The sequence below is a fragment of the Klenkia sesuvii genome (genome assembly GCF_037083825.1).
GTDB lineage: Bacteria > Actinomycetota > Actinomycetes > Mycobacteriales > Geodermatophilaceae > Klenkia > Klenkia sesuvii.
Map to the genome: position 1 here is coordinate 1 of NZ_JBAPLU010000019.1, position 17,160 is coordinate 17,160.

14 protein-coding genes are annotated in these 17,160 nt (G+C 73.9%); 10 read left to right on the forward strand and 4 right to left on the reverse strand.

Translation table 11 applies throughout. The annotated features are described in order from the left end of the window. The first annotated feature begins 199 nt into the window (after positions 1–199). On the forward strand, positions 200–499 hold the full coding sequence (locus tag TEK04_RS16220) for a Fe-S cluster assembly protein HesB (RefSeq protein WP_336405392.1): 300 nt from the start codon (positions 200–202) through the stop codon (positions 497–499). Positions 500–566: 67 nt separating this feature from the next. On the opposite strand, the gene TEK04_RS16225 is transcribed toward TEK04_RS16220, so the two are convergent. Together TEK04_RS16225 and TEK04_RS16230 are read right to left on the reverse strand one after the other, a co-directional pair. After that, entirely contained in the window at positions 567–1,586 is a 1,020-nt protein-coding gene (locus tag TEK04_RS16225; RefSeq protein ID WP_336405393.1) for an LLM class flavin-dependent oxidoreductase, read from the reverse strand. Between the two features lie 108 nt (positions 1,587–1,694). Then, positions 1,695–2,771, reverse strand: coding sequence for an alkene reductase (locus TEK04_RS16230; RefSeq protein ID WP_336405394.1), 1,077 nt, complete (start codon positions 2,769–2,771; stop codon positions 1,695–1,697). 192 nt (positions 2,772–2,963) lie between these two features. Here TEK04_RS16230 and TEK04_RS16235 point away from each other — a divergent pair, with 192 nt between their 5' ends. Further along, positions 2,964–4,709: a putative bifunctional diguanylate cyclase/phosphodiesterase gene (locus TEK04_RS16235; protein WP_336405395.1), complete on the forward strand. Its 1,746-nt coding sequence runs from the start codon at positions 2,964–2,966 to the stop codon at positions 4,707–4,709. A gap of 4 nt (positions 4,710–4,713) precedes the next feature. Here TEK04_RS16235 and TEK04_RS16240 read toward each other — a convergent pair whose 3' ends face one another. Next, positions 4,714–5,469 (reverse strand): SGNH/GDSL hydrolase family protein, encoded by a 756-nt coding sequence (locus tag TEK04_RS16240; RefSeq protein WP_336405396.1) that lies wholly within the window; start codon positions 5,467–5,469, stop codon positions 4,714–4,716. 43 nt (positions 5,470–5,512) lie between these two features. Here TEK04_RS16240 and TEK04_RS16245 point away from each other — a divergent pair, with 43 nt between their 5' ends. Beyond that, positions 5,513–6,298, forward strand: coding sequence for a transglutaminase-like domain-containing protein (locus TEK04_RS16245; protein WP_336405397.1), 786 nt, complete (start codon positions 5,513–5,515; stop codon positions 6,296–6,298). Between the two features lies 1 nt (position 6,299). Here the strand turns inward: TEK04_RS16245 and TEK04_RS16250 are convergent, their stop codons facing one another. Then, complete coding sequence (locus TEK04_RS16250) at positions 6,300–7,718, reverse strand: dihydrolipoyl dehydrogenase family protein (protein ID WP_336405398.1); 1,419 nt, start codon at positions 7,716–7,718, stop codon at positions 6,300–6,302. Between the two features lie 33 nt (positions 7,719–7,751). On the opposite strand from TEK04_RS16250, the gene TEK04_RS16255 reads away from it, so the two are divergent. The 7 genes from TEK04_RS16255 to TEK04_RS16285 all read left to right on the forward strand — a co-directional run bounded on the left by TEK04_RS16255 (position 7,752) and on the right by TEK04_RS16285 (position 17,154). Further along, positions 7,752–8,255 (forward strand): flavin reductase family protein, encoded by a 504-nt coding sequence (locus TEK04_RS16255; protein ID WP_336405399.1) that lies wholly within the window; start codon positions 7,752–7,754, stop codon positions 8,253–8,255. Positions 8,256–8,527: 272 nt separating this feature from the next. Further along, complete coding sequence (locus TEK04_RS16260; RefSeq protein ID WP_336405400.1) at positions 8,528–11,128, forward strand: bifunctional FO biosynthesis protein CofGH; 2,601 nt, start codon at positions 8,528–8,530, stop codon at positions 11,126–11,128. Positions 11,129–11,449: 321 nt separating this feature from the next. Then, a complete protein-coding gene (locus tag TEK04_RS16265) occupies positions 11,450–12,103 on the forward strand; it encodes a hypothetical protein (protein WP_336405401.1) in 654 nt (217 codons plus the stop codon). Then, on the forward strand, positions 12,100–13,581 hold the full coding sequence (locus tag TEK04_RS16270) for a glycosyltransferase family 2 protein (protein WP_336405402.1): 1,482 nt from the start codon (positions 12,100–12,102) through the stop codon (positions 13,579–13,581). Before TEK04_RS16265 ends, TEK04_RS16270 begins: the two co-directional genes overlap by 4 nt. A gap of 331 nt (positions 13,582–13,912) precedes the next feature. Beyond that, positions 13,913–14,602, forward strand: coding sequence for a hypothetical protein (locus TEK04_RS16275; RefSeq protein ID WP_336405403.1), 690 nt, complete (start codon positions 13,913–13,915; stop codon positions 14,600–14,602). Next, on the forward strand, positions 14,599–16,092 hold the full coding sequence (locus TEK04_RS16280; RefSeq protein ID WP_336405404.1) for a glycosyltransferase family 2 protein: 1,494 nt from the start codon (positions 14,599–14,601) through the stop codon (positions 16,090–16,092). The genes TEK04_RS16275 and TEK04_RS16280 overlap by 4 nt, the downstream gene beginning before the upstream one ends. Before the next feature lie 51 nt (positions 16,093–16,143). Then, positions 16,144–17,154 carry an NADPH:quinone reductase gene (locus TEK04_RS16285; RefSeq protein ID WP_336405405.1) on the forward strand — a complete coding sequence of 337 codons (1,011 nt, stop codon included), beginning with the start codon at positions 16,144–16,146 and terminating at the stop codon, positions 17,152–17,154. Positions 17,155–17,160: the final 6 nt, after the last annotated feature.

Here is a 17,160-nt window from a genome sequence, read left to right on the forward strand (position 1 = left end):
TCGGTATCGTCCAGTTCCGAACAGTACGACTCGCTGACCAGCGCATCCGGTCAGTCCCGGACAGCTCCGAACTGCACTCCGGCGGACTTCTAATCCCTTGGTCGCAGGTTCGATTCCTGCCGGGCGCGCAGCTGCCACCGACACGCCCGGGCGGACGTCGGCTCGACGGACCCCCCGGAGCGCTGGCACCGTCGAGGGCATGCTGACCATGACCGAGAACGCAGCAACCGCCATCAGCACCCTGGTCGACGGGGCGCAGGCCCCCACCGACGCCGGCCTGCGCATCAGCGACTCCGCCGAGGCCGGCCCCGCCCTGGAGCTGGCGCTCACCGCCGGTCCCGAGCCCGCCGACGAGGTGGTCGAGGCCGCCGACGTCCAGGGGCGCAGTGCGCGGGTGTTCCTCGACGGCACGGCGTCCGCGGCGCTGGCGAGCAAGACCCTGGACGCCGCGGCCGACGACGAGGGCCGTCTGCAGTTCGGCATCCGCGAGCAGGCCTGACCGCACGCCACCCCGCACCGACGAGGGCCCCGCACCCACCCGGGTGCGGGGCCCTCGTGCCGCTGCCTCAACGCGACGGCGTCCAGCCGATGGCCGGGGCGACCTCGCGGGCGACGGTCTCCAGCAGCCGGACGTTGTAGTCGACGCCGAGCATGTTCGGCACCGTGAGCAGCAGCGTGTCGGCCTCCCGCACGGCGGCGTCCTTGGCCAGCTCCTCGGCCAGCTGGTCGGGCGGGCCGGCGTAGGTCTTGCCGAACCTCGACCGCATGCCGTCGAGGATGCCCACCTGGTCCTCCCCCGAGCGGTCGCCGAAGTACATCCGGTCCTCGTCGGTGGTCACCGGCATCACGCTGCGGCTCACCGACACCCGGGGCTCGCGGCCCCACCCCGCGCCCTCGAAGGCGGCGCGGTAGCGCTCGATCTGCTCGGCCTGCAGCTCGTCGAACGGGATGCCGGTGTCCTCGGTGAGCAGCGTCGAGCTCATGAGGTTCATGCCCTGCTGCCCGGTCCACTCGGCCGTGCCGCGGGTGCCCGACCCCCACCAGATGCGGTCACCCAGGCCGGTCGACTGCGGCTGGATGCCGAGCTTGCCGCTCACCCCGCCGGTCATCCGCGGGTCGGCGTCGGCCACCCCGGCGCCGGCGATCGCGGCCCGGAACAGCTCGGTGTGCGCCCTCGCGAGGTCGCCGCCGTCGTCGTCGAAGCGGTAGCCGAACGAGGTCGCGCCGCGCAGCGCGGTCTCCGGTGACCCCCGGCTGATGCCCAGCTGCAGCCGGCCGTCGGAGAGCAGGTCGGTGATCGCCGCCTCCTCGGCCATGTACAGCGGGTTCTCGTACCGCATGTCGATGACGCCGGTGCCGATCTCGATGCGCGAGGTGCGGGCCGCGACGGCGGCCAGGAGCGGGAACGGCGCAGCGAGCTGGCGGGCGAAGTGGTGCACGCGGAAGAAGGCGCCGTCCAGGCCGAGCTCCTCGGCGGCCACCGCCAGCTCGACGCTCTGCACCAGCGCCTCGCGCCCGGTGCGCACCTGCGACCCCCGGCCGGGGTTCCAGTTCCCGAAGCTGAGGAAACCGATCTTCTTGTCCATGGGGTGACCTCCTCGATCGACCACTTGAACACTCAACCACCTGGTGGTGTTCCCGTGCAGCACCGGGGCCCGACCGCGCTGCTGCGGTCGGGCCCCGGTGGGTGTGCGTCAGACCTGGGCGAGCGTCGGGTAGTCGGTGTACCCCTTCGCCCCGTCGCCGTAGAAGGTCGAGGGGTCGGGCGCGTTCTCCGGATGCCCGCCGACCCAGCGCTCGACCAGGTCGGGGTTGGCGATCACGGCCCGGCCCACGGCGACGACGTCGGCGAGGCCGTCGCCGACGTAGCCGAGGGCGTCCTCCCGCTCGGTGGGCGTGGCGAACCCGGTGTTGACCATGAAGGGGCCCCCGAACCGGCGCCGGAGGTCCTGCACCAGCGCACCGGCGGGGTCCTGGTGCAGCACTGAGAGGTAAGCCAGGCCGAGCGGGGCGAGCGCGTCGACCAGGGCGCCGTAGGTGGCGGCGACGTCGTCGGCGTCGGGCTCGACCACGCCCTGCACGCCGTGCTGCGGGGAGATGCGCAGGCCGACCCGGCCGGCGCCGATCTCGGCCGCGACCTCGGTGACGACCTCGGCGACGAAGCGCGCGCGGGCCTGCGGGCTGCCGCCGTAGACGTCGGTGCGGGTGTTGGAGTCGGCACCGAGGAACTCGTGCAGCAGGTAGCCGTTGGCCCCGTGCACCTCCACGCCGTCCAGCCCGGCGTCGACGGCGCGGCGGGCCGCGGCCACGAACTCGGCCTTGACCGCCACGGCCTCCTCCGTGGTCAGCGCGTGCGGCACCGGGTAGGGCAGCTTGCCCTGCGGGGTGCGCACCTCCCCGGGGACGGCGATCGCCGACGGCGCGACGATGCGGTCGGTGCCGGTGATCGCGGGGTGGGAGACCCGGCCGCCGTTCATCACCTGCATGACCAGCTTGCCGCCGCGGGCGTGCACGGCGTCGGCCACGCGGGCCCACCCGGCGGCCTGCTCGTCGGTGACGATGCCGGGCTGGCCGGGGTAGGAGCGGGACTCGTGGCTGGGGTAGGTGCCCTCGGTGACGATGAGGCCGAGGCCGGCGCGCTGCGCGTAGTGCTCGACGACGAGGTCGCCGGGGATCCCGGACTCGCCGGAGCGGGTGCGGGTCAGGGGGGCCATCACGACACGGTTGGCGAGCTCGAGGTCACCGAGCTGCACGGGGGAGAACAGGTCCATGTCCCAACGCAGCGGCGGTGGCGAGCCGGCTGTTCCGGCCCGCCCTGCGACTCCGACCACACCACCCCCACGCACCTCGCAGAGCACAGCTGACGACAACCACCCCAAGTTGTGACGGAACCTGCCGACGACAACGCGACGCACCCACCGGAATTGCGCAGTCCAGCCCTGTTCATGGGCGAGAGTGTCCGAGTGAGCCTCTCCGTCCCGCCGACCCCGCCGGGCATCCCCGGCGACCCCAGCGGGCCCCGGGCCGTCGACACGCTGCTGGCCGACCGCGGCCAGCTGTTCCGCGCGCTGTTCCTCTCGGCCCCGATCGGCAAGGCGGTGGTGGGCACCGACGGCCGGCTGCTCGTCGTCAACCCGGCGCTGTGCGCACTCACCGGTCGCACCCCGGAGGAGCTGATCGGCCAGCACGTCGACCTGCTGGCCCACCCCGACGACGTCCCGGTCGAGGACCAGCTGGGCGACCCCGTCGCCGGCGCGGTGCCGCTGGACCCGCACCTGCAGGTGCTGGGCGAGCGCCGGCTGCAGCGCGCCGACGGCACGACGCTGTGGGTGCAGCAGGCCCGCGAGCTGGTGCACCGCACCAACGGCGACCCGCACTTCGTCGTCCTGTCGCTGGTCGACGTGACCGACCGCCGGCGCGCCGAGGAGGACCTCGTGCGCCGGGCGCTCACCGACCCCCTCACCGGGCTGCCCAACCGGCGCTCGCTGACCGACAGGTTGCAGCACGCGCTGAACCTGTCCCGCCGCAAGGACACCCCCGTCGGGCTGGTCTACCTCGACCTCGACCGGTTCAAGGCGGTCAACGACTCCCTCGGCCACGAGGCCGGTGACCAGCTGCTGTGCCAGGTCGCCGACCGGCTCCGCTGGTCCACGCGCGTCGAGGACACCGCCGTCCGGCTGGGCGCCGACGAGTTCTTGGTGCTGGCCGAGGAGGTCGTCGACATCGACGGCCTGCGCACCCTGGCCGACCGGCTCATGCGCGTGCTCGACGACCCCTTCCACGTCAACGACCGCGAGATCGTGCTGTCGGCGAGCATGGGCCTGACCCTGGGCCAGGACGCCGCTCCCGACGCCCTGCTCAAGCAGGCGCACGGGGCGCTCACCAGGGCGAAGGCCGGCGGCGGGCGCGGGCGCGTCGAGGTGCACGACGACGCGCTGTCCGACGGCGACGTCGACCAGCTGCAGCTGGAGAGCGACCTGCGGCACGCCGTGGACGCCGGCGAGCTCCGCCTCTTCTACCAACCCATCGTGGCGCTGTCGGACGAGACGCTGCTGGGCTACGAGGCCCTGATCCGCTGGCAGCACCCCACCCGCGGGCTGCTGCCCCCCGGTGCCTTCCTCGCGGCGGCCGAGAACAACCGGCTGACCTCCAAGCTGGGTGCCTGGGTGCTGCGGCAGGCCTGCGTCGACGCCGCCGGCTGGGACCCCGGGCTGCGCGTGCACGTGAACATCTCCGCCCGCCACCTGGCCGAGCCCGGCTTCTCCGAGCTGGTCGCGGCGGCGCTGGCGGAGTCGGGGCTGGAGTCGGGCCGGCTGGAGCTGGAGATCACCGAGTCGACCGCGCTGTTCGCCGCCGAGGCGACGCTGCGCTCGGTCTCCGAGGTCACCGCCAGCGGGGTCACCCTCGCCCTCGACGACTTCGGCACGGGCTACTCGGCGATCACCGCGCTGCACCGGTTGCCCATCCACACGGTGAAGATCGACCGCTCGTTCGTCGCCGACGTGGTCACCGAGCCCTCCACCGCCGCGCTCGTGCAGGGCCTGCTGCAGCTGGGCCAGGGCATGGGTCTGGAGGTCATCGCCGAGGGCATCGAGGACGAGGACCAGGCGACCTGGCTGCGCGAGCACGGCTGCACGATGGCCCAGGGCTACGCCTTCGGACGGCCCGCCCCGCTCCCGACCCCGGACGCCGCGACCGCCACCGCCTGAGCCGTCAGACCGGGGTCGGCACCGGGCGCTTCGCCGTCCGGCCGTCCCCCGACGACCGGCCGCGCAGCCGCCGGCCCACCCACGGGACGACGAAGGACCGCACCCACGCCAGCTCCCCGGCCACGCGCTCGCGGCGCGGCAGCTGCGGAGCAGGGTCCAGCGGGACCGCCCAGGACGGGTCGACGTCGAGCCCCAGGGCCGCCGCGGCGGCCAGGGCGGTGCGCCGGTGGCCCTCGGGCGCCAGGTGCAGGCGGTCGACGTCCCACATCCGGGCGTCCTGCACCCAGGCCGCGCCCCACTGGTCCAGCACGTGCGCGCCGTGCCGGGCCGCGATCGACCACAGGTGCGCGTTGTAGGTGGCCGAGCGGCCGCGGGTGCGCCCGATCAGCGGGGTGGCCCGGGGGTCGACACCGGTGGCCAGCAGCACGTCGGCCCCGGTGGCCCGCAGCGCCACCACAGCCTCCTCCATGACCGCGGCCAACGCATCGGGGTCGGCGCCGGGCCGCAGCAGGTCGTTGCCGCCGGCCACGATGCTCACCAGGTCCGGTCGGAGCGCCAGGGCGACGGGGACCTGCTCGTCGACGACCTGCCCCAGCAGGCGGCCGCGGACGGCGAGGTTGGCGTACTCGACCCCGCTCTGCGCCGCCGACAGCAGCGCGGCCAGCCGGTCGGCCCAGCCGACGAGGGCGTCCCCGGGACCGGGGTCACCGACGCCCTCGGTGAAGGAGTCCCCGACCGCCACGAACCGCTGCCACGTCACCGGTGCATCCTCTCCCCCGCGCCACCGGGGATGATCGGCACCCATGCGCACCGACGTCGCCTGCACCCTGACCGTGTCCACCCCGGTCCCCACCCGGGCCCTGCTGCAGGTCGCCGTCGCCGCCCCCGCCACCGAGGAGCTGACCGTCGTGTCGGCCGGCACCCCGCGCGCCGCCGTCGAGACCCAGGTGCACGGCGCCCGGGTGCACGAGCTGGAGCTCGCCGCCGGCGAGACGACGATCGCCTACACGGCGACCGCGGCGCCCGGCGGCGGCCCGGTGGAGGTGACCGCCGCCGACCGCGCCGAGTACGTGCGCCCCTCCCGCTACTGCCCGTCGGACCAGGTCGAGGGGTACGCCTCCCGCGAGTTCGACCAGGACGCCGACCGCACCGAGCTGGTGCGCACCGTGGCGCAGTGGGTCAGCGACCGGCTGGTCTACGTCGCGGGTGCCAGCCGGCCGGTCGACACCGCCATCGACACGCTGCTGGCCGGCTCGGGCGTGTGCCGGGACTACACCCACCTGACCGTGATGCTGCTGCGCGCGCTGGAGGTGCCGGCCCGGCTGGTCGCCGTGTACGCCCCGGGCCTGACGCCGATGGACTTCCACGCCGTGGTCGAGGCCGACGTCGACGGGGTGTGGAAGACCGTCGACCCCACCCGGTTGGCGCCGACGTCGTCGCTGGTGCGCATCTGCCACGGCCGGGACGCCGCCGACACCGCGTTCCTGTCGCTGTTCGGCGGCCGGGCCACGCTGGGCCGCATGACGGTCACCGCGACGGTGGACGGCGACCTCCCCGCCCCCTCGAACGACCCGTTCCCGCTGCCGTAGGTCAACCGCGGAGGGTCTCCAGCAGCCGGAGCCAGACCTCGTTCATCGTGGGGTAGGCGGGGACGGCGTGCCACAGCCGGCTGATCGGCACCTCACCGACCACGGCGACGGTCGCCGCCTGCAGCATCTCCGACACCCCGGGCCCGACGAAGGTGACGCCGAGCAGCACGTCCCGATCGGTGTCGACGACGGCGACGGCCTTCCCGGTGTAGCCGTCGGCGAACAGCGCCGACCCGGCCACGTCCCCCAGCTCGTACCGGACGACGGTGTGCGGCAGGCCGCGCTCCTCCGCCTGGGCCGCGGTGATGCCCACCGAGGCGACCTGCGGGATCGAGAAGGTCACCTGCGGGACGGCTGCGTGGTCGGCGGTGGCGGCGAACTGCGACCAGTCGGCCAGCGACACCTGGTGGCCCTGCGCCCGCGCCACGATCGCCGCACCGCCCTGCCGGGCCTGGTACTTGCCCATGTGGGTGAGCAGCGCGCGGCCGTTGACGTCGCCGATGCCGTACAGCCAGTCGACCCCGCGCACCCGCATCGAGTCGTCGACGTCGAGGTACTCCCCCGCGGTCAGCCCGACGATCTCCACGCCGATGTCCTCGGTGCGCGCCGTGCGGCCGGCGGCGACGAGGAACCGGTCACCGCGCACCTCGCCGGCGCTGGTGACCACGACGACGTCGTCGCCGTCCCGGCGCACCGCCGACACCGAGGTGCCCAGCCGGACGTCGACCCCGCGGCCCCGCAGCGACTCGGCGACCGCGTCGCCGGCCTCGGGCTCCTGGCCCGCGAGCAGCCGGTCGCCGCGCTGGAGGAGGGTGACCTGCGACCCCAGCGCCGACCACGCGGTGGCCATCTCGACGCCGACCACGCCGCCGCCGAGGATGACCAGCCGGCCGGGGGCCTCCTGGGCGCTGGTCGCCTCGCGGGCGGTCCAGACGTCGACGTCCTCGATGCCGTCCAGCGGCGGGACGGCGGCCGCCGAGCCGGTGCACACCGCCACCGCGTGGTTCGCCACCAGCACGGTCTCGGTGCCGTCCGCCGCGCGGACGACCACCCGCTTCTCGCCGTCGAGCCGGCCCGCACCGCGGACCAGGGTGATGCCGGCCCCCTCGACCCACTGCGCCTGGCCGGAGTCGTCCCAGTTGCCGGTGAAGGAGTTCCGCCGCTCCAGGGTGGCCCGCAAGTCCTGCTGGCCGCTCACCGCTGCCGCGGCCCCGGACACCGCCCGCGCCTCCTCGAGCACCTCGGTGCCGCGCAGCAGCGCCTTGCTGGGCATGCAGGCCCAGTAGGAGCACTCGCCGCCGACGAGCTCGCTCTCCACGACCGCGGCGGACAACCCGCCCCGCACCACGGTGTCGGCCACGTTCTCGCCGGTCGAGCCGGCCCCGATCACGATCACGTCGAAGGTCTGCTCGGTGCTCACCCGACCATCCTCGGGGTGTGGTCGACTGGCCGCATGCCGGTCGAGTTCGCCCCAGCCCTGCGGCAGTACGCGGCGGGGGTCGCGCTGCTGGCCGTCCAGGACGACATCGACGACGTCGGGACGACGGTCACCTCGCTGATGAGCGTCTCGGTCGACCCGCCGCTGGTGGCCCTGGCGCTGACCACCGGCGGCTACCCGCTCGAGGTGCTCGAGACCGTCGGCACGGGCGCGCTCACGTTCCTGGCCACCGAGCACGAGATCCTGGCCAGCCGCTTCGCCTCGGCGGGCCGGCCCAGCGCCCGCCACCTACTGGAGGGGGTGCCGTGGCGCCGGGCCGAGCACAGCGGCGGCATCGTGCTGGAGCACGGGGTGGCGGCGCTGGACTGCCGGGTGCACAGCACGGTCGAGGCCGGCGACCACACCCTGGTGCTGCTGGAGGTGCTCGCCGTCCCGGTGCTCGACGAGCGCCGCGACCCCCTGCTGCGGCTGCGCGGCCGCTGGACCGACGGCACCGGCAGCACCTTCCGCCGTCCCTGACCCGGGCGCACCAGGCGCGCGCCAGCCCGCACCAGCCCGCACCAGGCCCGCAGGTGCGCCCGCAGGCGGGTACGCAGATGGCCGACGCCGCCGGGGCGCGCACTCCCACGTGGCTGCGCGCCGGTGCGGGTCACGGCCGCTCGAGGGCCGCCCCGGCGCGCACTCACCCATCGCTGCGCCCGGGAGCACCCCGGCGTCCGCCCGCAGGCAGCGTCCCGCCGCGGGGCTCCGCCACCACCGCGGTGGCGCGGCGGGTCTAGCGTTCGGAGTCGATGACCGACGCACCGTTCTCCGAGTCCGCCGTCCGTCGAGCACTGGTCCGCGCCGAGCGGGGCAGCACGCTGGACGCCGTCGAGGCCGAGACCCTGCTGTCGGCCCGCGGCCTGGGCGAGGGTGAACCGCTGGACCGGCTGCTGGCCGCCGCCGGCCGGGTGCGCGACGCCGGGCTCGCCTCCGCGGGGCGACCGGGCGTGGTCACCTACAGCCGCAAGGTGTTCATCCCGCTGACCCGGCTGTGCCGCGACCGTTGCCACTACTGCACGTTCGTCACCACGCCCGGCCAGCTGCGCGCCGAGGGCGCGGCGCCGTTCCTGTCCCCCGACGAGGTGCTGCAGGTCGCCCGGGACGGCGCCGCGCTGGGTTGCAAGGAGGCGCTGTTCACCCTCGGCGACCGGCCCGAGGACCGCTGGCCGGTGGCCGCGGAGTGGCTGGAGGCGCACGGCTACGAGTCCACCCTGGGCTACCTGCGGGCGATGGCGATCCGGGTGCTGGAGGAGACCGGGCTGCTCCCCCACCTCAACCCCGGCGTGCTGTCGTGGGAGGAGATCCAGCGGCTCAAGCCGGTGTCGGCGTCGATGGGCATGATGCTCGAGACCACCGCCACCCGGCTGTTCAGCGAGCCCGGCGGCCCGCACTTCGGCTCCCCGGACAAGGACCCGGCCGTGCGGCTGCGCGTGCTCGAGGACGCCGGCCGCTCCGCCGTCCCGTTCACCACCGGCGTGCTGCTGGGCATCGGCGAGACCCCCGCCGAGCGGGTCGACGCCGTGCTGCGCATCCGGGAGTCCGCGCAGCGGCACGGGCACGTGCAGGAGACGATCGTGCAGAACTTCCGGGCCAAGCCGCGCACCGCCATGGCCGCCGCCGACGACCTCGCGCTGCAGGAGTACCTGGCCGCGGTCGCGGTGACCCGCCTGCTGCTGGGCCCCAGGCACCGGGTGCAGGCGCCGCCGAACCTCACCGACGCGGCCGAGCTGGGCCTGCTGCTGCGGGCCGGGGTCGACGACTGGGGCGGGGTCTCCCCGCTCACGCCCGACCACGTCAACCCCGAGCGGCCCTGGCCGAACGTCGACGTGCTGGCCGAGCTGACCGCGCGGGCCGGGTTCACCCTCCGCGAGCGGCTGGCAGCAGGGCCCGGCTACGTGCAGCAGCCCGAGCCGTGGCTGGACCCCCGGGTGCGCCCGCACGTCAGCGCGCTGGCCGGACCCGACGGCCTGGCGGTCGAGGGGCGTCGTCCGGTGGGTCTCCCGTGGCAGGAGCCGGACGACGCCTGGACCGCCAGCGGCCGGGTCGACCTGCACACCGCCATCGACACCGAGGGCCGCAGCACCGAGCGGCGCGGCGACTTCGACGCCGTCTACGGCGACTGGTCCGAGCTGCGCGACCGCACCACCGCGGCCCGCACCGGGACCTCGACCGCGATCCCCGCCGGGGACCCCGAGGTGCACGCCGCCCTCGCCCGGGCCGAGGCCGACCCGGCCGGTCTGACCGACGCCCAGTACCTGGCCCTGCTCGGCGCCGACGGCCCGGACCTCGACGCCCTGGCCGCGCTGGCCGACGCCGTCCGCCGGGACACCGTCGGCGACGACGTCACCTACGTGGTGAACCGGAACATCAACTTCACCAACGTCTGCTACACCGGCTGCCGGTTCTGCGCCTTCGCCCAGCGGCGCACCGACGCCGACGCCTACACCCTGTCCCTCGACCAGGTCGGCGACCGGGTCGACGAGGCGTGGGCCGGCGGGGCGACCGAGATCTGCATGCAGGGCGGCATCCACCCCGACCTGCCCGGCACCGCCTACCTGGACCTGGCGCGGGAGGTGAAGCGCCGCCAGCCCGGCATCCACCTGCACGCCTACTCGCCGATGGAGATCGTCAACGGCGCGGCCCGCACCGGGCTGTCCTTCCGCGACTTCCTGCTGGCCGCGAAGGAGGCCGGGCTGGACTCCATCCCCGGCACCGCCGCCGAGATCCTCGACGACGACGTCCGCTGGGTGCTCACCAAGGGCAAGCTGCCGACCGCGACCTGGCTGGAGATCGTGCAGACCGCGCACGAGGTCGGCATCCCCTCGACCTCGACGATGATGTACGGCCACGTCGACGCCCCCCACCACTGGGTCGCCCACCTGCGCACCCTGGCCGCGCTGCAGGACCGCACCGGCGGGTTCCGCGAGTTCGTGCTGCTGCCCTTCGTGCACCACAACTCCCCGGTCTACCTCGCCGGCGTCGCCCGCCCGGGGCCGACCATGCGGGAGAACCGGGCCGTGCACGCCGTCGCCCGCCTCCTGCTGCACGGCCGCATCCCGCACGTCCAGACCTCGTGGGTCAAGCTCGGCGACGCCGGCACCCAGGTGGTGCTGCAGGGCGGGGCCGACGACCTCGGCGGCACGCTGATGGAGGAGACCATCAGCCGGATGGCCGGCAGCGACAACGGCTCGCTGAAGACCGTCGCCGAGCTCGAGGCGCTGGCCGCGGCCATCGGTCGCCCGGCCCGCCAGCGCACCACCGACTACGGGACGCCGAGCGACGAGCGGCTGGCCACCGCCCGCACCGAGGCCGGACGCCGCGCCCTGACCTTGCGGATCCAGCCGGTCTGATCCGCTGTCGCGCAGTCACCGACCGTCACCACCATGGTTGGTGCGCGCCCGGTAGGTGAACGCTCCACAACCGAGCGGACGCGCAGCGCCACCAGCATGACCGAGGCGCACCAGGACCTCTTGACAACGGTCACTCTCGGTAACACTGTCTGGCCGACCGCTGGGCCGCCGAGGCGCGCCACGTGGTCCTCGGGGTCGCCGATGACCCCCGTCCGTCATCGCTCGACCCGTGGCCGCCCGGCCGCGCCCGAAGGAGAACGTCCCGTGCGGAGATGCTCCCGCCGACCCCACCCCCGCGCCACCCGGACCGTCGCCGGACTGGTGGCGCTCCCCCTGTCCCTGGGCCTGCTCAGCGGGTGCTGGTTGCCCGACGTCAGCATGAGCACCGACCCCGCGGCCTCGTCGACCGCGTCGTCCGCGTCGTCGTCCGCGTCGTCGGACCAGCCCTCCCCCGCCGCCGGTGCGGCCCCCTCGGCGCGGGCGGAGCAAGCCGCGGCGGCGCCGACCGCCGTCCGCCCCTCGGGTGAGCTCGACGCCGGATCGGTCACCCACCAGCAGGCGGCGGGCAACCGCACCCTGGTGATCGACTACTGGACCACCCAGCAGGCCGACCAGTGGACCCCCACCGGGGCCAAGACCATCCAGCTCTCGGCGCACCTCGAGGGCCAGGAGCAGACGGCGTCGACCATCCGCGTCGACGTCACCCGGTTCAGCGCCGTCCTCGACGACGGCAGCGCGCGCACCACCGTCGTCGACGACCGGGGCCAGTTCGCCCTCCAGCCGCCGTTCACCTACGGCACCGTGCTCGAGCTGCCCGCCAGCGACCCCGGTGCCGACTCGGTGACCGTCACCGTGCAGTTCGACCTGCTGGTGGAGACCGGCAGGAACACCGACAGCTACTACCGCCAGACGGTGATCGACACCCTGGTGCTCCCCCTCGTCGTCAGCCCCGACCCCACGGAGGACGCCCCGTGACCGAGCTCGTCGTCAGCCACATGCGGCGGTCCACCGACCGCGTCAACCTGCTCGCCCGCAGCGGCGGCGAGGTCCCCGACATCAGCTCGCTGGTGCCCGAGGAGTTCGGCGGCCGGCACTCCGACCAGGCCCGCCGGCACGCCACCATCAGCTGCGTCATCCCCGCCTACAACGAGGAGTCGACGATCGCTGCGGTGCTGACGTCGATCCTCACCCAGACCCGGCCGCCGGACGCGATCCACGTGGTCATCAACAACACCGACGACGACACCCCCGAGGTCGTCGCCGACTACGTCGGCGAGCACCAGCGGGTCGTCAAGGGCGAGACGTACACGACCCAGGTCTACGTGCACGACATCGGCGAGAACCCCGACAAGAAGGTCGGCGCGCTGAACTTCGGCTACTACGTCAGCCGCGGCTACGACTACATCCTCGGCGTCGACGGTGACACCACCCTCGACCGCCGCTGCGTGGAGTGGTTGGAGAAGGAGATGGTCACCGACCAGCGCATCGGCGGTCTGTCGGCCATCTACACCTTCGACAAGTCCACGGTGCAGGGCCCGATGGCCAAGTTCCTGGTGGCCGGCCAGCGCGCGCAGTTCGCCGGGTTCAACATGGACAACCTGGTCCGCGGCCGCAACATGGCCGTGCTGGGCGGCCAGTGCTCGCTGTTCAGCGTCCGCGCCCTCGAGCGGGTCATGTACCTCAACCACCAGACCGCGCCGTGGGTGCGCGACTCCGAGGTCGAGGACTCCAAGCTCTCGCTGCAGATCAAGGACGCCGGCTACAACACCAAGATCAGCGCGCGGGCCCGCGCGTTCGTGGGCCCGATGACCACGCTGCGCGCCCTGCACGGCCAGCAGGTGAAGTGGAACTTCGGCGGCATCGACCTGCTGTGGCCCGGCCAGCGCGGGGACACCAAGGGCCAGCCGATGCACCCCAACCTGCGGCTGCGCTGGTACGAGAACGTCTCGATGGTCTTCAACATCACCACGCGCATGGCGTTCCTGCTGCTGCTGGCCGCGGCCCTGTCGATCGACGCGTTCGTGTTCAACCCCGTGTGGTTGATCCCGCCGGCGGTGGCCACGATGCTCAACCTGCGCATCGCGGCCTCCATGCACGACAAGAGCGCCTCGGACATCTTCTACGCCCTGCTCGTGGCCCCCGCCGAGGTCTACATGTGGATCCGGATGGGCCACTTCGTCACCGCGTGGGTGCAGTTCTTCGCCCGGGTGGACAAGGACAACTGGGCCGCCCAGGCCGCTGCCGAGCGCGGCCGCGGGTCGCAGTACGTGATGCCCCTGGTGTGCGCGGTGGCCACGTTCGTGGTGCTGATCTTCGCCTGGAGCCAGCAGAGCGTGGGCATCCAGTCGGCCATCCTGTCCATCGGCTGGCCGGTGCTCTACCTCATCACCGTGCTGCAGACGCTGTTCATGATCAAGAAGTTGGTGCGCCGCCAGCGCGGTTTCACCGTCTGACCCGTCCCACCCCCGCGAGGCGGGGTGCTGCCCGAGGGCCGCACCCCGCCTCGCGGCGTCTGCGGCCCCGCACGACCGGCCACCACGCACGGTGACGGCGACGCGCTCGTCTCCCCCGCCCGGGTGGTTCCGGGCCCCCACCACCCCCCTAGGGGTCCCGTCTCCCGGGTGGGCCTTGACCCCCCGACGGGCCGGCGATGAGTCTCCTCGCGAGCCCGGGACACCGTCGACCCGGCGCCGCCACGACGTCCCGAACCCTCGGGCCCGTCGCCCCGACACGAGGTCCGGCCCCGCCGGTCGGCCCGTGCCGCTCCCAGGAGACGCCCACGACATGCCCCGCCCCCCGCGAACCCGCCACCGCCGGCTGCGCCCCGCGCTGCTGCGGACCGCAGCCGTCGCGCTGTGCGTCGGCGCGCTCAGCGCCTGCGAGCTGCCCGACGTCAGCATGAGCCCGGCCCTGTCCGCCCCCACCGCCACGGCCACGCCGGCCCGGACGACGTCGGCACCGGCGACCACGGCCGGCGCCGAGGAGCTGGCCGCGGTCGTCGCCGCGCCGGCCACCCCCGACCGGCCGGCCGGCGAGCTCGATGCCGGATCGGTGACCCACGTCCTCCCGGCCGGCGACCGCCAGCTCGTCGTCGACTGGTGGACCACGGAGACGGCGACCGCCTGGACGGCCACCGACCCCAAGACCGTGCAGCTGTCCGCCCACCTCGAGGGCGGCGACCCCGACGCCGGGATCGAGGTGCTCGTGACCCGGTTCTCCGCCGTCCTCGACGACGGGACCACCCGCGCCGACGTCGTCGACGACTCGGGCGAGTTCGCCCTCCAGCCGCCGTTCACCTACGGCACCGTGCTCAGCCTGCCGCCGTCCGGCGCGACCGCCACGTCGGTGACCCTCGCCGTCCAGTTCGACCTGCTCGTGGAGACCGAGCCCGGGTCGCAGCGCTACTTCCGCCAGACCGTCCTGGACAGCCTCGTCCTGCCCGTCCTGCCCGCCCCCGCCGAGGAGACCCCATGACCGAGCTCGCCGTCCCCGGCCTGGTGCAGGGCCAGCGCCGCGCCACCGACCGGGTCACCCTGCTCGCCCGCAGCGGCGGGGACCTCCCCGACGTCAGCACGCTCGTGCCCGCCGAGTTCGCCGACCAGCGGTCGAGCTCGACCCGTCGGCACGCCACCATCGCCTGCGTCATCCCCGCCTACAACGAGGAGTCGACGATCCGGGCGGTGCTGACGTCGATCCTGTCCCAGACCCGGCCGCCGGACACCGTGCACGTGGTCATCAACAACACCGACGACGACACCCCCGAGATCGCCGGTGAGTTCGCCGGCCAGCACGAGCGGACGGTGAAGGGCGAGCGGTTCAGCACCGTCGTCCACGTGCACGACATCGGCGAGAACCCCGACAAGAAGGTCGGCGCGCTCAACTACGGCTACTACGTCAGCCGCGGGCACGACTACATCCTCGGCGTCGACGGCGACACCACCCTCGACCGCTTCTGCGTCGAGTGGATGGAGAAGGAGATGGTCACCGACCCGCGCATCGGCGGCCTGTCGGCCATCTACTCCTTCGACAAGTCGGCCGTGCAGGGCCCGATGGCGAAGTTCCTGGTGGCCGGCCAGCGCGCGCAGTTCGCCGGGTTCAACATGGACAACCTGATCCGCGGCCGCAACATGGCCGTGTTGGGCGGCCAGTGCTCCCTGTTCAGCGTCCGCGCCCTCGAGCAGGTCATGTACCTCAACCACCAGGCGGCACCGTGGGTGCGCGACTCCGAGGTCGAGGACTCCAAGCTCTCGCTGCAGATCAAGGACGCCGGCTACAGCACCAAGATCAGCGCCCGGGCCCGGGCCGACGTCGGACCCATGACCACGCTGCGCGCGCTGCACGGCCAGCAGGTCAAGTGGAACTTCGGCGGCATCGACCTGCTGTGGCCCGGCCAGCGCGGGGACACCAAGGGTCAACCGCTGCACCCCAACCTGCGGCTGCGCTGGTACGAGAACGTCTCGATGGTCTTCAACATCGTCAGCCGCATGGCGTTCCTGCTGCTGCTGGCCGCCGCGCTGTCGATCGACGCGTTCGTGTTCAACCCCGTCTGGCTGATCCCGCCGGCCGTCGCCACGCTGCTCAACCTGCGCATCGCGGCCTCCATGCACGACAAGAGCGCCTCGGACATCTTCTACGCGCTGCTCGTCGTGCCCGCCGAGCTGTACATGTGGCTGCGCATGGGGCACTTCATGACCGCCTGGACGCAGTTCTTCGCCCGCTCGGACAAGGACAACTGGGCGGCCCAGGCCGCCGCCGAGCGAGGGCGCGGCTCGGCCTACGTCATGCCGCTGGTGTGCGCCGCAGCGACGTTCGCCGTGCTGATCTACGCCTGGAGCCAGCAGACCGTGCAGATCCAGTCGGCGATCCTGTCCATCGGCTGGCCGGTGCTGTACCTGCTGACCGTGCTGCAGACGCTGTTCATGCTCAAGAAGCTGGTGCGTCGCCAGCGGGGCTTCACCGTCTGACCCCGCCCGGTCGCGGATGCGCCAGCACCCGCGACCGGGTAGGCAGGGGCCGTGCGCGCGATCACCTACACCGAGACCGGTGGCCCCGACGTCCTGCAGCTCACCGACCGCGACGTCCCCGAGCCCGGTGCGGGCGAGGTGCGGGTGCGGCTCGCGGTCTCCGGGGTCAACCCGACCGACTGGAAGTCCCGCAGCACGGCCGACCCCGGGGACGACGGGAAGACCCCGAACCAGGACGGCGCCGGCACCGTCGACGCGGTCGGCGAGGGCGTGGACCCGGGCCGCGTCGGCGAGCGGGTGTGGGTGTGGGAGGCCGCCTGGCAGCGCCCGACCGGGACCGCGGCCGAGCACACCGTCGTCCCGGCCGAGCAGGCCGTGCCGCTCGGTGACCACCCCTTCGAGCTCGGCGCCGCCCTGGGCATCCCGTTCATGACCGCGCACCGCTGCCTCACCGTCGCCGAGCACCTGCCCCGGCACCTGGCACCCGGGTCCCTCGACGGCGTCCCGGTGCTCGTGCAGGGCGGCGCGGGCGCGGTCGGCAACGCGGCGATCCAGCTCGCCCGCTGGGCCGGCGCCACCGTCATCACCACCGTCAGCTCGCCGGAGAAGGCCGACCTCGCCCGCGCCGCCGGCGCCCACCACGTCGTCGACTACCGCCGCGAGGACGTCGCCGCCCGGGTGCGCGAGATCGCCCCCGACGGAGTGCAGGCCGTCGTCGAGGTGAACATCCGGGCCAACGCCGAGGTCGACACCCAGCTGGTCGCCCAGCACGCCTCGGTGGCGGTCTACGCCGACGACGGCGGCCCCGAGTTCAGCGCCCCGACCCGGGCGTTCATGGCGACCAACGCGCGGCTGCAGTTCGTGCTGGTCTACACCGCACCGGCCGAGGCCAAGGCCCAGGCCGTCGCCGACATCTCCGCGGCGCTCGGCGCCGGCGCGATCCGGGTGGGTGCCGATGCCGGCCTGCCCCTGCACCGGTTCCCGCTGGCGGAGACCGCTGCGGCGCACCAGGCCGTGCAGGACGCCGTCGTCGGCAAGGTGCTGGTCGACGTCACCGCCTGACCCGGC

Excerpts from the sequence above, each read along its gene's own strand:
- TEK04_RS16275 (WP_336405403.1), top strand. The coding sequence starts at position 13,913 with ATGCCCCGCCCCCCGCGAACCCGCCACCGCCGGCTGCGCCCCGCGCTG.
- TEK04_RS16230 (WP_336405394.1), bottom strand. The coding sequence starts at position 2,771 with ATGGACCTGTTCTCCCCCGTGCAGCTCGGTGACCTCGAGCTCGCCAAC.
- TEK04_RS16220 (WP_336405392.1), top strand. The coding sequence starts at position 200 with ATGCTGACCATGACCGAGAACGCAGCAACCGCCATCAGCACCCTGGTC.
- TEK04_RS16280 (WP_336405404.1), top strand. The coding sequence starts at position 14,599 with ATGACCGAGCTCGCCGTCCCCGGCCTGGTGCAGGGCCAGCGCCGCGCC.
- TEK04_RS16225 (WP_336405393.1), bottom strand. The coding sequence starts at position 1,586 with ATGGACAAGAAGATCGGTTTCCTCAGCTTCGGGAACTGGAACCCCGGC.
- TEK04_RS16260 (WP_336405400.1), top strand. The coding sequence starts at position 8,528 with ATGACCGACGCACCGTTCTCCGAGTCCGCCGTCCGTCGAGCACTGGTC.
- TEK04_RS16245 (WP_336405397.1), top strand. The coding sequence starts at position 5,513 with ATGCGCACCGACGTCGCCTGCACCCTGACCGTGTCCACCCCGGTCCCC.
- TEK04_RS16255 (WP_336405399.1), top strand. The coding sequence starts at position 7,752 with ATGCCGGTCGAGTTCGCCCCAGCCCTGCGGCAGTACGCGGCGGGGGTC.